At 64.2% G+C, this 16,100-nt stretch carries 13 protein-coding genes; 5 read left to right on the forward strand and 8 right to left on the reverse strand.

Translation table 11 applies throughout. From position 1 onward, the window contains the following. Positions 1-19: 19 nt before the first annotated feature. Positions 20-1,783 carry an acyl-CoA dehydrogenase family protein gene (locus tag NKJ12_RS06355; RefSeq protein ID WP_352701616.1) on the reverse strand — a complete coding sequence of 588 codons (1,764 nt, stop codon included), beginning with the start codon at positions 1,781-1,783 and terminating at the stop codon, positions 20-22. 223 nt (positions 1,784-2,006) lie between these two features. On the opposite strand from NKJ12_RS06355, the gene NKJ12_RS06360 reads away from it, so the two are divergent. Together NKJ12_RS06360 and NKJ12_RS06365 are read left to right on the forward strand one after the other, a co-directional pair. Beyond that, positions 2,007-2,237 carry a hypothetical protein gene (locus NKJ12_RS06360; RefSeq protein WP_352701618.1) on the forward strand — a complete coding sequence of 77 codons (231 nt, stop codon included), beginning with the start codon at positions 2,007-2,009 and terminating at the stop codon, positions 2,235-2,237. Positions 2,238-2,358: 121 nt separating this feature from the next. Then, complete coding sequence (locus tag NKJ12_RS06365; protein ID WP_352701620.1) at positions 2,359-3,519, forward strand: glycoside hydrolase family 25 protein; 1,161 nt, start codon at positions 2,359-2,361, stop codon at positions 3,517-3,519. Between the two features lie 21 nt (positions 3,520-3,540). On the opposite strand, the gene purD is transcribed toward NKJ12_RS06365, so the two are convergent. Next, positions 3,541-4,818: a phosphoribosylamine--glycine ligase gene (purD, locus tag NKJ12_RS06370; protein ID WP_352701623.1), complete on the reverse strand. Its 1,278-nt coding sequence runs from the start codon at positions 4,816-4,818 to the stop codon at positions 3,541-3,543. 156 nt (positions 4,819-4,974) lie between these two features. Here purD and ubiA point away from each other — a divergent pair, with 156 nt between their 5' ends. Then, entirely contained in the window at positions 4,975-5,958 is a 984-nt protein-coding gene (ubiA, locus tag NKJ12_RS06375; protein ID WP_352702073.1) for a 4-hydroxybenzoate octaprenyltransferase, read from the forward strand. On the opposite strand, the gene NKJ12_RS06380 is transcribed toward ubiA, so the two are convergent. From NKJ12_RS06380 to NKJ12_RS06390, 3 genes are all read right to left on the reverse strand, one after another. Beyond that, the gene (locus tag NKJ12_RS06380) at positions 5,959-6,525 is read right to left on the reverse strand and encodes a DUF6101 family protein (protein ID WP_023674094.1); all 567 of its coding nucleotides are present in this window, start codon (positions 6,523-6,525) and stop codon (positions 5,959-5,961) included. A gap of 185 nt (positions 6,526-6,710) precedes the next feature. Further along, positions 6,711-8,141 carry an FAD-binding oxidoreductase gene (locus tag NKJ12_RS06385; RefSeq protein WP_352701625.1) on the reverse strand — a complete coding sequence of 477 codons (1,431 nt, stop codon included), beginning with the start codon at positions 8,139-8,141 and terminating at the stop codon, positions 6,711-6,713. A 9-nt stretch (positions 8,142-8,150) separates the two neighbouring features. Then, a complete protein-coding gene (locus NKJ12_RS06390; RefSeq protein WP_352701627.1) occupies positions 8,151-9,140 on the reverse strand; it encodes an L-threonylcarbamoyladenylate synthase in 990 nt (329 codons plus the stop codon). Positions 9,141-9,340: 200 nt separating this feature from the next. Here NKJ12_RS06390 and NKJ12_RS06395 point away from each other — a divergent pair, with 200 nt between their 5' ends. Then, positions 9,341-9,730, forward strand: a complete 390-nt coding sequence (locus NKJ12_RS06395) for a hypothetical protein (RefSeq protein ID WP_352701629.1) — start codon at positions 9,341-9,343, stop codon at positions 9,728-9,730. A gap of 35 nt (positions 9,731-9,765) precedes the next feature. Here the strand turns inward: NKJ12_RS06395 and NKJ12_RS06400 are convergent, their stop codons facing one another. After that, positions 9,766-12,462 (reverse strand): glycine--tRNA ligase subunit beta, encoded by a 2,697-nt coding sequence (locus NKJ12_RS06400; protein WP_502905693.1) that lies wholly within the window; start codon positions 12,460-12,462, stop codon positions 9,766-9,768. Positions 12,463-12,746: 284 nt separating this feature from the next. Between NKJ12_RS06400 and NKJ12_RS06405 the strand changes: the two genes are divergently transcribed. After that, positions 12,747-12,920 (forward strand): hypothetical protein, encoded by a 174-nt coding sequence (locus NKJ12_RS06405; RefSeq protein ID WP_023674088.1) that lies wholly within the window; start codon positions 12,747-12,749, stop codon positions 12,918-12,920. A 102-nt stretch (positions 12,921-13,022) separates the two neighbouring features. On the opposite strand, the gene NKJ12_RS06410 is transcribed toward NKJ12_RS06405, so the two are convergent. Both NKJ12_RS06410 and NKJ12_RS06415 read right to left on the reverse strand, forming a co-directional pair. Then, complete coding sequence (locus NKJ12_RS06410; RefSeq protein ID WP_352701634.1) at positions 13,023-14,084, reverse strand: glycine--tRNA ligase subunit alpha; 1,062 nt, start codon at positions 14,082-14,084, stop codon at positions 13,023-13,025. Between the two features lie 63 nt (positions 14,085-14,147). Next, positions 14,148-15,923 (reverse strand): tetratricopeptide repeat protein, encoded by a 1,776-nt coding sequence (locus NKJ12_RS06415; protein WP_352702075.1) that lies wholly within the window; start codon positions 15,921-15,923, stop codon positions 14,148-14,150. Positions 15,924-16,100: the final 177 nt, after the last annotated feature.

Here is a 16,100-nt window from a genome sequence, read left to right on the forward strand (position 1 = left end):
ATTTCGGCGCGTGCGAACGTCAGGCTGAAATCAGCGCTTTGCCGGCAACGGCAAGGCTGTCGGCGCCGCCGATGACGCGCTCCTTGAGCGCGCCCGCTTCGCCAAGCAGGTTCTCGGCGAAGAACCGACACAGCGCGATGCGGCTTTGGTCGGCAAGCGCGCCGCGCGCCAGATAGGCGCCGCCAGCGGCAAGCGAGATCAGCCTGAGATAAGGTGTGGCGCCCGCCAACGCCTCGTCCGGACGGCCTTCGGCCTGCAGGTCTTGCAGGGAACGGCTCGCCTGTGACAGGTCATCAAGCGCCTGGTCGAGGCGATCGGCGGTGCGGCCAAAGCCTTCAAGGTTCGACGCTCGCACCGCATCGGCGACGGCCTTGAGCTCGGCGATGTAGCCATGCAGATGCCGACCGCCGCCGAGCGGCAGCTTGCGCGTCACCAGATCGATCGCCTGGATGCCATTGGTGCCTTCGTAAATGGGTGCAATGCGCGCGTCGCGATAAAGCGCTGCTGCCCCCGTCTCCTCGATGAACCCCATGCCGCCATGCACCTGCAGCCCAAGCGAGGCGACCTCGACGCCAACATCGGTGGAAAACGCCTTGGCCAGCGGCGTCAACAGATTGGCGCGCTCCTGCCAGTGCTTTGCATCGTCGCTCCGCGACGCGAGATCGATGGCGTGGGCGCAGGAATAGCAGATGGCGCGGGCAATCTGGGTCAGCGCCTTCATGGTCAGAAGACTGCGCTGGATGTCGGGGTGATGCACGATCGGCGCCATGCCGGCACCGCGATAGCTCGCCGCCTTTCCTTGCCGGCGGTCGTTTGCATAGGCGAGCGCCTTTTGCATCGCCGCCTCGGCGACCGCCACGCCCTGCATGCCGACGGCAAGGCGCGCATTGTTCATCATGGTGAACATGCAGGCGAGGCCCTTGTTCTCCTCGCCGACCAGCCAGCCGATCGCGCCGGGCGTAGCGCCTTCGAAGCCATCGCCATAGATCATCGTGCAGGTCGGCGAAGCGTGGATGCCCAGTTTGTGCTCCAGCCCGGAGCAGAAGACGTCGTTGCGTGCGCCCAGCGCGCCATCGTCGCCGACGAGGAATTTCGGCACCAGGAACAAAGACAGGCCGCGCGTGCCGGGCGGTGCGTCCGGCAGCCGCGCCAGCACCAGATGGATGATGTTGTCGGTGAAATCGTGCTCGCCATAGGTGATGAATATCTTTTGCCCGAAGATGCGGTAGGTGCCGTCGCCGGCCGGTTCGGCGCGGGTTCGCAAGGCATTCAGGTCCGAGCCTGCCTGCGGCTCGGTCAGGTTCATGGTGCCCATCCATTCGCCGGAGACCAGTTTTTCCAGATATCTGGCCTTGAGCGCCTGCGAGCCATGCTTGTCGAGTGCTTCGACCGCGCCCATGGTCAGCGTCGGGGCGATGCCGAACGCCATCGAGGCGGAGTTCCACATTTCAAGCGCGGCGACGCCGAGCATGGCCGGCAGCGCCTGGCCGCCATACGCTTCCGGCGCCGACAGCGCATTCCAGCCACCGCCGATCCAGCGGCGATAAAGTTCCTTCCAGCCGGGCGGGGTAGTGACGGCAGCGCCGTTGAGCACCGCGCCGTGCTGGTCGCCGATCGTGTAAAGCGGTGCGACCTCCTCGCTGGCGAAGCGGCCGGCCTCGGCCAGAATGGCGTCGACGAGGTCCTCGCCGAGTTCGCCAAAGGTGCCGGCATCGAGCGCCGGCTTCAAGCCGGCGACATGTTTCAGGGCGAAGGCGATTTCCTCGACCGGTGCCCGATACATGGCGCTGCTCCTCCTCCGTCCGGCCGCCCTCAGTCCGGAAGGTCTACTTAAGACCCGTGCCGAGGCAAAATCATCTGCTTTCGGCTTCCCTGGCGATCTTCTTTTTACGTAAACGTCAAACTTTGTCACGCGGATTTTGCCAATTGCTGCGACGCAGGCTAAATTCGCCAAAAGCCGGGATAAGTTCGACCGGCGGAATCAGGAATACCGGATCGGACCGCCCGTGCTCGCCAGACCTGACGCCTATCGCTGCATCGAATGCGGCCTGCCCTACCGGGCGACCGGTTTTTGCTATCACGAAGGTAAGATGGAGAACGGAGCAGCCTATTGGTCTGATCGCGGCATATTGTGCTCGCCGCAATGCTCGCTCGCCCATCACCGTAAGCGCGAGACGGCGGGAACGCTGTCGCAAGTGCCGGCGCCCGACCCGTTTCAAACCCGCTCTCGACATTGACGACCATCAAAACCATCGACGGAGAAGCTGTCCGAGCCTTGGCGTCCCCGGGCCGCGATCGAGAGCATTTCCTTAACCATGGCCGTTCAGGATTTGGCTTTGGCCAGCAAGGATCTGCTGTTTGAAAACGCCGGCGCGCCCCCTTGTCCGCTCAGCGCTTCTCCTTGTCGCGGCCGCGATGACCCTGGCGCTGAAGCCGGCAAAGGCCTCGGATTTCTCCGAACCGTGGAAGGATGCGGACCGGGCACTGGTCGTCGACGCTTACGAATACAATTCCATCTACTGGACCCGGCTAGCCGACGACAAGCGTCTTGTCGGCTTCATCAACAAGGCATCGGACGGAATGCCGCCACCCTATTTCTGTTTCGGCGACGAGACCGAGCTGCGGCTGTGCAAGACGCTTTGGAAACGCCATGCGATGGCACAGGAACTGTTCCAGACGCGCAAGGTGGTGGCCAAGGCACTGGGCCTGAAATGGGGTGCCTATCATCTCGCCCGCCCCGGCAACCCCGTGGGACAGGCCAATAATTTCATCAATTTCGTGAAACCCGGGCCGGATGACCTGCTTGCCCTCGATATCGAGGACGATGACCCCACCCAATGGATGTCGCTCGAGGATGCCGAGGAATTCGTGCGCCATGTGCATCGTCGGGTTGGCCGCTTTCCGGTGCTCTACACCAACGGCACGACAGCCCGGCATATCGCCGACAACAAGTATAAGTACCCGCTCCTGTCCCGGCTGCCGCTGTGGTATGCGCGCTACAAGCCAGACATCGGCCTGCATTTTCCGATGGGCAACTGGCAGGGGTATGCGCTCTGGCAGTTTTCGGCGCGAGCAAATTGCGGCCGGTTCCGCTGTCCCTACCGGGTCGCGGGCACACCTAACGATATCGACGTCAGCGTCGCGCCGATGAACGCGACGGAATTGCGCGCGCAGTGGCCGTTCGGCGGCCTGATCGACGTGCAGCCGGATTATCTCGCCTTGATACCGGTGCCGCTCTCACGCGAGGCGGGGCTCGCCGGCACTGCCATGACCTACGCCACCGTGGCAGCACCCCCGAGCCTCGAGCAACTGGTCGCGGTACTCAGGGCGCGCTTGGCCAGCTTCAGCAGCGGCTTTCAAATGCCGGCTGCGAAGACGACGCCGAGCCTTCCCCGCGGGATTGCCGAATATGTCGCCTGGATGCGAAACGAAAAGCGTGCGGCCTCGGTGTCCGCAATTGCCCCCACCGCCGGTGCGGTCAGCACCGTCTCGACCGAATTTGACCGCGGCCTGCACTGAAGCCGGAGGCCGCCTGAAGCGTCAGTTCGACTGCTCGCGCGCCAGTGCCAGCCAGCCAATGTCACGGCGGCAAAAGCCTTGCGGCCAGTCGATCCGGTCGAGCGCGGCATAAGCCTTCCTCTGCGCCTCGCCGACGGTGCGGCCGGTCGCCGTGATGTTGAGCACGCGACCGCCATTGGCGACGAGTGCACCGCCGTTTATCGCGGTGCCGGCATGAAATATCTCGACGCCCTCGCCCGCCGCCGCCTCGACGCCGCGGATGACCGAGCCCTTTTCCGGCGCTCCGGGATAACCCCTGGCCGCCATCACCACGGTGAGCGCCGCGTCGTCGCGCCAGCGCACCGAGGTGTGCGCCAGTTGGCCGTCAGCGGCGGCGTTGAGCAGGACGAGCAGATCGTCCTTCAGCCGCATCATCAGCACCTGGCATTCCGGGTCGCCGAAACGGGTGTTGTATTCGATCAGCTTCGGCCCCTTGTCAGTAATCATCAGCCCGGCGAACAGCACGCCGGAAAACGGAGCGCCTGTTTCAGCCATGCCGCGCATGGTCGGCTCGACGATCTCGCGCATGGTTCGGTCGATCATCTCCGGCGTCATCACCGGCGCCGGCGAATAGGCGCCCATGCCGCCGGTGTTCGGGCCGGTGTCGCCGTCACTGAGGCGCTTATGGTCCTGCGCCGTGCCAAAGGGCAGCGCGGTGGTGCCGTCGCACAGGCAGAAGAAACTTGCTTCTTCACCGACGAGAAACTCCTCGACCACCACTTCCGCGCCGGCTTGGCCGAAGGAGCCATCAAAACAGGCGTCGAGCGCGGTCCGCGCCTCGTCAAGCGTCATGGCGACGGTGACGCCCTTGCCGGCAGCTAGGCCGTCGGCCTTGATGACGATCGGCGCACCCGTCTTCTCGACATACGCCCTGGCCGAAGCCAGATCGCGGAAGCGGCCATAGGCGGCGGTCGGGACGCCGTATTTGGCGCAGAGGTCTTTGGTAAAACCCTTTGATCCTTCCAGCCGTGCCGCCGCCTTTGACGGGCCGAAGACGCGGATGCCCTCGGCGCGCAGGTCGTCGGCAATGCCGGCGACCAGCGGCCCTTCCGGCCCGACCACGACGAGGTCTATTTCATTCTCGCGGCAAAACCGGGCCACCGCCGTGTGATCCGCAATATCGAGCCTCACCAGCTCGGCTTCGCGGCCGATCCCCGGATTGCCGGGCACCGCATAGAGTTTGGTCAGCAGCGGTGACGCCGCCATCTTCCATGCCAGCGCATGTTCTCGTCCGCCGGAGCCGATCAGTAAAACACGCATGCCCAGATTCCTCGTCATTCCAAGACCAGGACTGCGCTATTGCGCCGCGCCCGACGGGTCAAGACATTTGGCTGCCGAAGCGCCGATTGCGCGTGGCGAGTGTGCGGGGGCTGCTTGACGCTTGACGGCATTCGCCTCTGCTGCCACTTCAGCAAAATGGAAACCGTCCAGTCGAAAGCGGCCCAGGGCCGCGTCGCCGATGCGCCGAGCGGCCACTGGGTCTATCGCGCGCTGCCGCGGGGGTTGTGGCCCTATGCGCAGCTTGCCCGATGGGACCGGCCGATCGGCTGGCAATTGCTGCTGTGGCCATGCTGGTGGTCGGCTGCACTTGCCGCGAGCGCCTATCCGCGTCCGACGGATCCGCTGCTCTCGCTGCTGCCGTCGCCGTGGTACCTGCTGCTGTTTTTTCTCGGTGCGTTCGCCATGCGTGGCGCCGGCTGCGCCTACAATGATTTGGTCGACGAGGACATCGACAACCAGGTGGAACGCACGCGCTCGCGGCCGCTGCCGGCCGGCAAGGTCACGCGCCGACAGGCCTGGATGTTTGTTGTCCTGCAGGCACTGGTCGGCCTCGCTGTGCTTTTGCAGTTCAACAGCTTTGCCATCTCGCTGGCCATCGGCTCGCTGGTCATCGTCGCCATCTATCCGTTGATGAAGCGATATACCAATTGGCCGCAACTGGTTCTCGGCCTTGCCTTTTCCTGGGGAGCGCTGATGGGATGGGCGGTCGAGTTCGGCGATCTCGATGGGCCGGCAATCATGCTCTACATCGGCTCGATTCTGTGGGTGATCGGCTACGACACGATCTATGCGCATCAGGACAAGGAAGACGACGCCATCGTCGGCGTGCGCTCGACGGCGCGCCTGTTCGGCGATAACACCAAAGCCTGGCTGGCCGGGCTTTATGGCGGAGCGCTGGTCTGCTTCGCCATTGCCTTTGCCTCGGCGCAGGCACCGGTGCCGGCGCTCGCCGGGCTGATCGCCGCCGGCGCGCATATGACCCGGCAGATCGCCGTGCTCGACATCGACAATCCGGACCAGTGCCTAAGGCTGTTCAGATCGAACAACCAGGTCGGCTGGCTGATCTTCCTCGGCCTGATCGGCGGCGCGGCCTGGGTGACGCTGAAGCCGCTGGTTTAGCTACTCCCGCGAAATAAGCTCCTCGCCGCCGATGACCAGCCTGAGGCCGAGATCGCCGGCGCGGCGGCGGGCGAGGAAGCGCGGGCGGCGCATGGTCGAGACGCGACCCTTGCGGCGGTCCTGCGCCGGCAGCGCCTTGATGGCGGCGCCGAGCGATTCTTCCAGCGTGCGGGCAATGCCGTCGGCCTCGATCAGCAGCATGGGCAGGCGGTAGGCGTCGGCCCAGGCGCGCCAGTCGGCGGCGACGTCATCGAGATCGTCGGCGACCAGCAGCGGCACCGACAGCATCGGGTCGTTGTGCAGAAGCTCGAGCGTCACTGTGACATTGCCATCCGGATCCTCCATGGCGCGGGCGGCGACGCCGCGAAACGCGTTGGCGGGCAGAGCGATGATCGCCGGCACGCCGCTCATCTCCAGCGTGCGGCGGATAACCGCGCCGCGCTGGTCGATGGTGAAGGTAACGTCGCCATAGTCGTCACGCGTCGCGTAGCTCACCACCTGCGGCAGGCGGAATGGATCAAGGCGCATATTGCGCCCGGCCCAGACTGGCTTCAGTCCAGTGTTCATGTCGTGCCTTTCCTGTTTCTCCTGAGAGCCGGTGTTTCCGGTTCTCCGGGCCGGTTTTCCCAGCCTCGTTGTGGAGAAACATTAGCGCGAGCTTCTTATCCTCGCGCTTAAGAAAGTCGGTTAAATTTTGCTGATCCGGGGCGGATGGTTATCGGATTGCGAACCGGCGTAGGCCGGCGAAAGGATCAGATAACCTTACCGGGATTCATGATGCCGGCCGGGTCGAACGCGGCCTTCACCCGGCGCATCAGCTCGATCGTCATCGGCGGTGCCGTCGCGATCAATTCGTCCCGCTTCAACTGGCCGATGCCGTGCTCGGCCGAGATGGAGCCATGAAACGAGCGCACGACGTCGTGCACGGCCTTGTTCATGACGTGGTAAAGGCCGAGAAACGCTTCGTCATCGCCGTCGACCGGCCGGGAGATGTTGTAGTGCAGGTTGCCGTCGCCCATGTGGCCGAAGCAGACGACGCGTGCGCCGGGACTGACCGACTGCACGGCACCGGCGGCCTTTTCGATGAATGGCGGGATTGACGCCACCGGCACCGAGATGTCGTGCTTGATCGAGGCACCTTCCGGTTTCTGCGCCTCGGGCAGCACCTCGCGGAAATTCCAGAACGCGTCGCCCTGGGCAATGCTTGCCGCGATCACCGCATCGCCGACGATGCCTTGCTCGAGGCCTGCCTCCAGCACCTCCTCGATCAGGGCCCTTGCATCGTCGGCCGAACGGCCCGACGAGATCTGCATCAGCACATACCACGGCCAATCGCCGGCCAGCGGCCGCACCACGCCTTGCGCGTGGGCAAGCGTAAAGTCGTAGGGCCTCTGGCCGATCAGTTCAAAGGCGGTGAGCGCTGCACCGGCACGATCCATCGCCAGGCTGAACAGCGACAGTGCCGCCTGCGGGGATGACAGGCCGGCAAATGCCACCTCGCGCCCCTTGGGCTTGGGGAAAAGCTTGAGCACGGCGGCGGTGATGATGCCGAGCGTGCCTTCCGCGCCGACGAACAGGTTCTTCAAATCGTAACCGGTATTGTCCTTTTTCAGCTTGCGCAGATCGTCGAACACTTCGCCGGTCGGCAGCACCACTTCGACGCCGAGGCAGAGCTCGCGCGCATTGCCGTAGGCAAGCACGCCGGTGCCGCCGGCATTCGAGGAGAGATTGCCGCCGATCTGGCAGGAACCTTGCGCGGCAAGCGACAGCGGAAACAGCCGGTCGGCGGCATCGGCCGCTTCCTGCAGCGTCTGCAGGATGACGCCGGTTTCGACCGTCACCGTGTTTGACAGCGTATCGATCTCGCGGATGCGGTTCAGCCGCGACAGCGACAGCACGATCTCGCGGCCGGATGCGTCCGGCACCTGGGCACCGACCAGCCCGGTGTTGCCGCTTTGCGGCACGATGGGCGTGCCGGTTTCGGTCGCCAGCCGCATGATGCGGCTGACCTCCTCGACGGTCCCCGGCCTCAGCACCAGCGCCGTCCTGCCATGCCAAAGTCCGCGCCGCTCGGTGAGGTAAGGCGCGATGTCCTGCTGGTCGCGCAGCGCATATTTGTCGCCGACGATTGCCGCAAAGCGCGCGACGACAGCGGGGTCGAGGTCGGGGGAAATGTCGTTCATGGGTGGAAACTATGGTGCCCAATCCATCTTGTCACGAGGGGCGATCTTGTCACGCGGGGCGGCGGCGCGCGAAAGCCTGTCGTTGATCGCCTCGCCCAGCCCGTCGAACGGTATCGGCTCGACGGCGATGGTTCTGGCGCCGCTGCGATCGAGATCCTGCAGATGGGCGAAGAGATTGCTCGCTGCCTCGCGCAGGTCGCCGGTCTCCGACAAATTGCGCAGTGCGGCTGCATCGCGCCAGCCTTCGGCACGGCTGCGGCCGAAGGCCAGCAGGGCTTCGCCCGGTGCGACCTCCGCAGCATTGAGCCGCACCGCCGCACCTGGTGCATAGTGCGAGGCGAGCATGCCGGGCGCCTCGATGGCCGAAGCGCCGCGCAGCAACTTCACCCCGGCGACCGCTTCGATCTCTCCGGCGGCAATGCCGCCCGGCCGCAGCAGCCGCGGCTTTCCAGCTTCGACCTTGAGGATGGTCGATTCCAGCCCGACCGGCGTCGCGCCGCCATCGACCACCAGCTTGATCCTGGGGCCGAGGTCGGCGGCCACGGCTTCCGCCGTCGTGGCGCTGATCCTGCCCGAGGAATTGGCGCTGGGCGCCGCCAGCGCGCGACCGAGCCTGGCGATCAGCTCGCCGCCAAAGCCTTTCGGCATGCGCAGCGCGATGGTGTCCAGCCCTGCGGTGACCAGCGGATGAATGCCGTTGCCGGGCCGTTGCGGCAGCACGAGCGTCAGCGGCCCCGGCCAGAATGCCTGCGCCAATCTTTCCGACAGCGGATCGAACAGCGCGATGCGCTCGGCCATCGCCGGATCGGCAACATGGGCGATCAGCGGGTTGAAGCGAGGTCGGCCCTTGGCTTCGAAGATACGAGCCACGGCAACGCCGTTGGTCGCGTCGCCGGCCAGCCCATAGACGGTCTCGGTCGGGATGGCGACGACATCGCCGCTCTCGAGCAGCGCCAACGCCCTTTCCATCGCCTCGCCGACGGCACGAATTTCAGCCACTGTCGTCACCTCACGGATGCGGGTGCCTAATACGGCGACGCCGGGCGGGCAAGCCCAGGCGTCGGCGAATCGCAAATCGCTAAAATGCTATGTTTCCTCGCAAGCCGGCATCAATTGCCCTCGGCTAGGGTGCCGTCTTCTTGGACAAGGGAACTATCATGCTTTCGATGCGTATCGTTGGCGCGCTTGGCCTGGCGGTTATGGCCGGCACGGCGCAGGCTTCATCGCTCGTTTTTGTCGGGCAGACGACTGAAACGCCGTCGGTGGTAAGTGCCGGCGCCCTCGAACGGGCGAAAACACCGTCGATCGTCGCGCTCGGCGAGAAGTTGCCTGACGTCAATGAAAACGTCACCGATGAAAAGGTCGCGGCAATCCCGAGCCAGCCGAGTCATGGCTTCGACGGAAGCCCGATGATCATTCGCGGCGGTATCGTCGGCGATGCCTTTGCAACGCCCGCGCCCAAAGCCGCGCCGGCCACCGCTGCCGCGCCCGCCGCGAACAGCAAGGCCGATCCAAAGGTCGCCAGCAAAACCCCTGAGCCGGCCGCGCCGCAGCCTGCGCCGCTAGCAGCTCCCGATCAGCCCAAATAGCGCCTGAAGCACAAGCGATGATTTTTTCGCGGATGTCAGCCGGCTATTTTCGAGAAATCGGCGACCCGGTCCGTCGCCGCGCGGATGCGGGCGAGCAATGCCAGGCGATTGGCGCGCACCGCCTGGTCCTCATCGTTTACCAGGACTTTCTCAAAGAAGGAATCAACTGGCTCGCGCAACACGCTAAGCGCCAGCATGGCGGCGGAAAAGTCTTCGTTTTGAATTGCTTCGCCGGCTTGTCTCTCGGCCTGATTGACCGCCGCAAACAAGGTTTTTTCGGCGTCCTCCCGGAACAGAGCCGGCTCAACGCTGGTTGCGATCGCCGTCCCCTTCTTCTCTTCGGCAGCCACAATGTTCGCCGCGCGCTTGGTGCCGGCAAGCAGGTTTTGTCCGTCCTCGGTGTCGAGGAAGGAGCCGAGCGCCTCGACACGGCGGACGATCTGCAGGAGATCGTCGTTTTGCGATAGGCCAATCTCCCCCCTAGAGGGGGAGATGCCCGGCAGGGCAGAGGGGGGCGCGACAGAATGAGAGGCTGGCGGGACAGCGCCCCCCTCTGTCGGCTTCGCCGACATCTCCCCCTCTAGGGGGGAGATTGGGCGCGAACCTGCCGCGAGTACGGCGTCGATCAGGTCGTGCCGGGCGCCCTGATCGCGGAGATAGACTTTGAGGCGGTCATGGAAGAAGGACAGGAGGTTGTTGATCTCTTGCTGCTGCCTTTCTCCAGAACGCTCAAAGGTGTTGTTTGAGATTGCGGAATCGCGTTCGATGACGAGATCGGTAAGCGAATCTCCCCCGAGTTGCTGCTCTAGCTCCGCAGCAATTTCGAACTGTCGGTCGAGTTCGGGATCGCGTATGTGATCAGCAATATTTTCGGACGCGACATTGGCCACAGATTTCAGGGACAACCTAATCCCGTTCTCAATCAGTATCCTCGTTACCCCCAGGGCCGCTCTCCGCAGCGCATAAGGGTCCTTCGATCCCGTCGGCTTTTCATCAATCGCCCAGAATCCAACCAGCGTATCCAGCTTGTCGGCAAGCGCTACTGCGATCGAAACCGGATCGGTCGGCACGTTATCGGACGGGCCTTGCGGCTTATAATGCTCCTCGATCGCGGCGGCGACCGACGGATGCTCGCCCTGCAGCAGCGCGTATTTGCGGCCCATGGCGCCTTGCAGTTCCGGGAATTCGCCGACGACTTCGGTGGTGAGATCGGCCTTGGCCAGAACGGCAGCGCGACGCGCCAGCGCGGGAATCTCCCCCCCTGAGGGGGAGATGTCGCCGAAGGCGACAGAGGGGGTCGGCACGTCCTGACGCGGCTTCCTATTTTGGGCAGAGGATGCCGGCGCTTCACGCGAAGCGACCCCCCCTGGCCTGCCGGCCATCTCCCCCTCGAGGGGGGAGATCGACTGCGCCACGATTGGTGCCAGTTCTTCGGCCAACCTGGCAATCCGCTCCACCCGCTCGCCTTGCGTGCCGAGCTTGGCATGAAACGTTACATTGAGGTGGTCGAGGCGGGCCATGCGCTGGTCGAGCGGCTTTTTGAGATCAAGTCCGAACTTTTGCGCCGATGCCTGCAACTGGTCGAGATCCGGCAGGTCGCCCTGGTCGGTCTTCCAGAAATAGAGCGCGTCGGACAGGCGCGCGCGTACCACCTTGCCGTTGCCATGGGCGATCTCCTTGCCGCCGTCCTTGGCCTCGATGTTGGCGGTCAGGATAAAGCGGTTGGAGAGCGGCGATTGGCTGATCTCCCCCCTTGAGGGGGAGATGGCCGGTAGGCCAGAGGGGGTCGGCACGACCTGACGCGACTCCCTGTCGCGGACAGGGGATGCCGCCGATCCACGCGAGGCGACCCCCTCTGTCGCCTGCGGCGACATCTCCCCCTCGAGGGGGGAGATCTGGCGCGTCGTGACAAAACACTTCTGGTTGGCGCGGATGGTGAGCCTGATCACCTCGGCCGGAATGGTCAGAAAATCCTGCTCGAATTCGCCCATCAGCACGACCGGCCATTCGACCAGGCCCGACACTTCCTCCAGCAGCCCCTCGTCCTCGACGAGGTCGAGCCCGCTGGCGAAGGCGAGGTTCCTGGCATCGGCAAGAATGATCTCCTTGCGTCGGTCGGCATCGAGCACGACCTTGGCCGCCTCAAGCTTGGCGACATAATCGTCGAAGCGGCGCACCGTGATGGCGCCCGGCGCATGAAAACGGTGGCCGTAGGTGACATTGCCCGAGCGGATGCCGTCGATCTCGAAATCGACCACCACCGGCTCCTCGGTTTCGGGGCCGAAGGTGCACAGGATCGATTGCAGCGGCCGCACCCAGCGCAACGAGCCGGGCTTGGCCGAAGCCGGCCCCCAGCGCATCGATTTCGGCCAGGGAAAGTTGCGGATGATGCCCGGCACCAGCTCGGCGATGATCTGCTCGGCCGGCCGGCCCGGCCTGGCAATATGGGCGACATAGAAGTCGCCCTTCTTCGGATCGGAATGAACATGCGCGTCGGCAATCGAGGCAAGGCCGGCCTTGCGCAGAAAACCTTGCACCGCCTGCTCGGGCGCCTTGGTCGAGGGGCCCTTGATCTCCTCGTTTATGTCCTTCGAGCGGGCGGTCAGACCGCGGATGTCGAGCGCCAGCCGGCGCGGCGTCCAATATTCGCGCGCCGCCTCATAAGTCAGCCCGGCCTCGACCAGACCGTCGGTCAGCAGCTTCTTCAGGTCGCCGGCAGCTTTTCTCTGCATACGAGCAGGAATCTCTTCCGAACGGAGTTCTAAAAGCAGGTCGGGCATTGAGTGTGCTCACGCGGCAAATGGTCCGGGCGGGGCATAGCAACTCGGCCGGCCGCTGTCACCCTTCCCAGCAAAGTCGGGCCTGCACGATCGCGGCATCCAACGGCGATTTCCGAAAAAATTCATCCGCCTGTCGGACACGAAGCGGTCCGCCCGTCCTTGGGTCAAAGATTTCCATCAACCGAACGCAGCGCTGAAGCGACCAACGCTCAGGCAGAGAACTATTGGCTGAACGAATGAAAACGGCATCGACATTCCTGCAGATCCTCGCGCTCAGCGCCTGTTTTACAGCACAGGTGCATGGCACGTTCTCGATGCCCGGCGTCAGGCAAGCGCTGCGGACGATAGCCGGTGCAAGCGGCCAAGGTACGTTGCCAATCAGCGCTCCTGTCGAAATCGCCTGGAGCTAATGTGCATGTCGCGCAAAAGTGTGCAGCGGTTTTGCGATAACGACATGCATCAAAACAAGAACTTAAAGCGCGTCGCATGAGGCCGGTCGAACGCGACGCGCTTTAAGCCGCCATTCCGCCCGCCAGGGTCAGCAGAAACGCCTCGCCGCAGGCTTTGGCCAGATTGCGCACCCGCAAGATGTAACTCTGGCGCTCGGTGACCGAAATCACGCCGCGTGCGTCGAGCAGGTTGAAGACGTGGCTGGCCTTGATGCACTGGTCGTAGGCGGGGAATACCATGCGGTGACAACCCTCCCCCTTGAGGGGAGGGTGGCCCGAAGGGCCGGGTGGGGTCGCCCGCACAGTGCTCGACGCTTGACTTGAGGTGCCTTCTGAGATGACCCCCTCTGCCCGCTTCGCGGGCATCTCCCCCTCAAGGGGGGAGACAGGGGCGCCGGCTTGTAGCAGCGCTTTGCACTCGGCTTCGGCGTCTTCGAAATGGCGCAGCAGCATCGCGGTGTTGGCGAATTCGAAATTGTGGCGCGAATATTCCTGCTCGGCCTGCAGGAAGACGTCGCCATAGGTCACCTTGTCGGCGCCTTCGCGGCCGTTGAAGTTGAGGTCATAGACATTGTCGACGCCCTGGACATACATGGCCAGCCGCTCCAGCCCGTAAGTGAGCTCGCCCGCTACCGGTGCGCATTCGATGCCGCAGACCTGCTGGAAATAGGTGAACTGCGACACCTCCATGCCGTCGCACCAGCACTCCCAACCCAGCCCCCAGGCGCCCAGCGTCGGGCTTTCCCAGTCGTCCTCGACGAACCGGATGTCGTGCAGCAGCGGATCGACGCCGATCGCGGCCAGCGAGCCGAGGTAAAGCTCCTGCAGATTGGGCGGATTGGGCTTCAGGATCACCTGGTATTGGTAATAGTGCTGCAGTCGGTTCGGGTTCTCGCCATAGCGGCCGTCCTTGGGGCGGCGCGAGGGCTGGACATAGGCGGCGTTCCAGCGTTTTGGGCCGAGCGCGCGCAATGTCGTGGCCGGATGAAATGTGCCGGCGCCGACTTCCATGTCGTAAGGCTGGAGGACGACGCAGCCATAGTCCGCCCAGTAATTATGCAGCGTCAGGATCAGCCCCTGGAACGAGCGGCTGGGATGCATATGGGCAGGGATATCAACGGTCACGGCGGCCTCCGGCGGATGCGGCACCTCGTAGAGTGCCGCTCCGCGACCGTCAAGGCGATGGAGTCATCCCTTCGGGGCGGGCGCCGGCTCGGCCTTCACCTTGGGGGTTTCCTGCGCCGTGTTGGATTCGATCGGCGGCAGGCCCTTCATCAGCTTTTGCTGCAAGGCGGCAAGCACATCCGGGTCCGGCTTCAGGTCGCGGGCCTGGTTCCACTGGAAGGTGGCTTCCAGCTTGCGGCCGACGCGCCAGTAGGCGTCGCCGAGGTGATCGTTGAGCACCGGATCCTCCGGCTTCAACGAAACGGCGCGTTCCATTTCGCGCACCGCGTCGTCGAACTGGCCGAGGCGGTAATAGGCCCAGCCCAGCGAGTCGACGATGTAGCCGTCGCTCGGCCTCAGGTCGACGGCCTTCTGGATCATCGCGAGGCCTTCCTTGAGGTTCATGTTCTTGTCGACCCAGGAATAGCCGAGATAGTTCAGGACCTGCGGCTGGTCGGGGTAGAGCTCCAGCGCCTTGCGGAAATTCGGCTCGGCCTTCGGCCATTCCTTCAGCCGCTCATAGGCGATGCCGCGCTGGTAGAAGATGTTCCAGTTGGCGGCGGTCGGCGTCTTCAGCACCTCGACTGCCTTGTCGTAAAGATTGGCGGCGGAGCGGAAGTCCTCCTTCGCGGAATAGACGCCGCCGAGCGCCAGATAGGCGCGCATGTCGTCTGGATGCGCATCGACGATGGCTTTGAGGTGAGCGATCGCCTCGTCATTGCGGTCGAGATCGGCAAGGTTGAGGCCAAGCTGCAGGTCCGAAAGCTCCTTCAGCGGCGAGCCGGCGGGAATGCGGCGATAGAGCGCGATGGCGCCCTCGCCGTCCTTCAACTGCTCGGCGACCGCGGCAAGCTGAACAAGCGCCGCGTCGTTGCCGGGCCGCAGCGCCAGGGCATATCGCAGATAAAGCCGCACGAACGGCTCGCCGCCGCCGCGGTTGAGCGCGGTGGCGAGATCGAGCAGGATCTCCGAGGCGCCGTCCGAGGGACCGGCAACGAATGGTTCGATCTTTTCGTCCTTGTTGATCTTGTCGCGAAGCGCTGCAATCTCGACCTTGCCGGGCGCAAACGCCTCGGCCTTGTCGAGCACCGACAGCGCCTTGGCCTTGTCGCCTTTGCGGGCGAGGAAAGAGGCGTAGGCCTGCGCGTTGCGCATCCATGTTTCGGGCGCCGCACCGCCAGCGGCCGTGTCTTGCAGGGTGGCGGTGTAGAGCGCATCCGCCCTGTCGGGCAGGCCCGAGGCGTCGGCAATCAAGGCACGGTGGAACGACTTGAACGGGCTGAACCAGTCGGGGCCCTGCAGCTTGTCGATGGAAGCCATAGCCTCGCCGGCGTCGCCCTCACCTTGCTTGGCCCAGCCGGTCATGACGCCGGAGATCAGCCGGTCGAGATCGGATTCGAGCGAAAGCTGGAGCCAGTATTCGGCCTTGGAGAAATCCTTCTTGTGGAAGGAATCGATCGCCAGCGCCAGGCGCGAGAAGCGCTCGACGTCGGGAACCGCCTTGAGTTTGTCGGCATAGACCAAGGACTCGTCGAAGCGCCCCTGCGCGATCAGCGACAGCATCAGGCTTTGCTGCAGTCCCGTATCGTTCGGATCGAACGCAAGCGCCTGCTTGTAATAGGAAATGGCGCTGTCGAGGTCGTTGTCGCCTTCGGCAATCCGCGCCGCGAGATAGGCTCCCGAGAAGGATGTGATCCTGACCGGCTCGGCGGTCTGTCTGGCATGCGCCGGCAAAGCCGAGATCGCCATGCCCGTCGCGATTGCCAGCCCCGTCAGCCAGCGCGCATATCCTTGCCGCATCATATCCCTTTCAGCCAAACGCCATCTCCGCGTCAGCGGGATCGCCGTAGACTCGATCTTTACAGGTAAAGCATGGCCTTTTTGGGGTCATGCTTCAACCCGGCCCGAATTCACAATCGGGTCAAGCAATTAATAAACCATGCCGAAAGAGGTCGCACGACCGCATTGCGACAAGCC

This window comes from Mesorhizobium sp. M0195 (assembly GCF_040322115.1).
Lineage (GTDB): Bacteria > Pseudomonadota > Alphaproteobacteria > Rhizobiales > Rhizobiaceae > Mesorhizobium.

Excerpts from the sequence above, each read along its gene's own strand:
- NKJ12_RS06355 (WP_352701616.1), bottom strand. The coding sequence starts at position 1,783 with ATGTATCGGGCACCGGTCGAGGAAATCGCCTTCGCCCTGAAACATGTC.
- purD (WP_352701623.1), bottom strand. The coding sequence starts at position 4,818 with ATGCGTGTTTTACTGATCGGCTCCGGCGGACGAGAACATGCGCTGGCA.
- ubiA (WP_352702073.1), top strand. The coding sequence starts at position 4,975 with ATGGAAACCGTCCAGTCGAAAGCGGCCCAGGGCCGCGTCGCCGATGCG.
- NKJ12_RS06380 (WP_023674094.1), bottom strand. The coding sequence starts at position 6,525 with ATGAACACTGGACTGAAGCCAGTCTGGGCCGGGCGCAATATGCGCCTT.
- NKJ12_RS06385 (WP_352701625.1), bottom strand. The coding sequence starts at position 8,141 with ATGAACGACATTTCCCCCGACCTCGACCCCGCTGTCGTCGCGCGCTTT.
- NKJ12_RS06395 (WP_352701629.1), top strand. The coding sequence starts at position 9,341 with ATGGCCGGCACGGCGCAGGCTTCATCGCTCGTTTTTGTCGGGCAGACG.
- NKJ12_RS06400 (WP_502905693.1), bottom strand. The coding sequence starts at position 12,462 with ATGCAGAGAAAAGCTGCCGGCGACCTGAAGAAGCTGCTGACCGACGGT.
- NKJ12_RS06405 (WP_023674088.1), top strand. The coding sequence starts at position 12,747 with ATGAAAACGGCATCGACATTCCTGCAGATCCTCGCGCTCAGCGCCTGT.
- NKJ12_RS06415 (WP_352702075.1), bottom strand. The coding sequence starts at position 15,923 with ATGCGGCAAGGATATGCGCGCTGGCTGACGGGGCTGGCAATCGCGACG.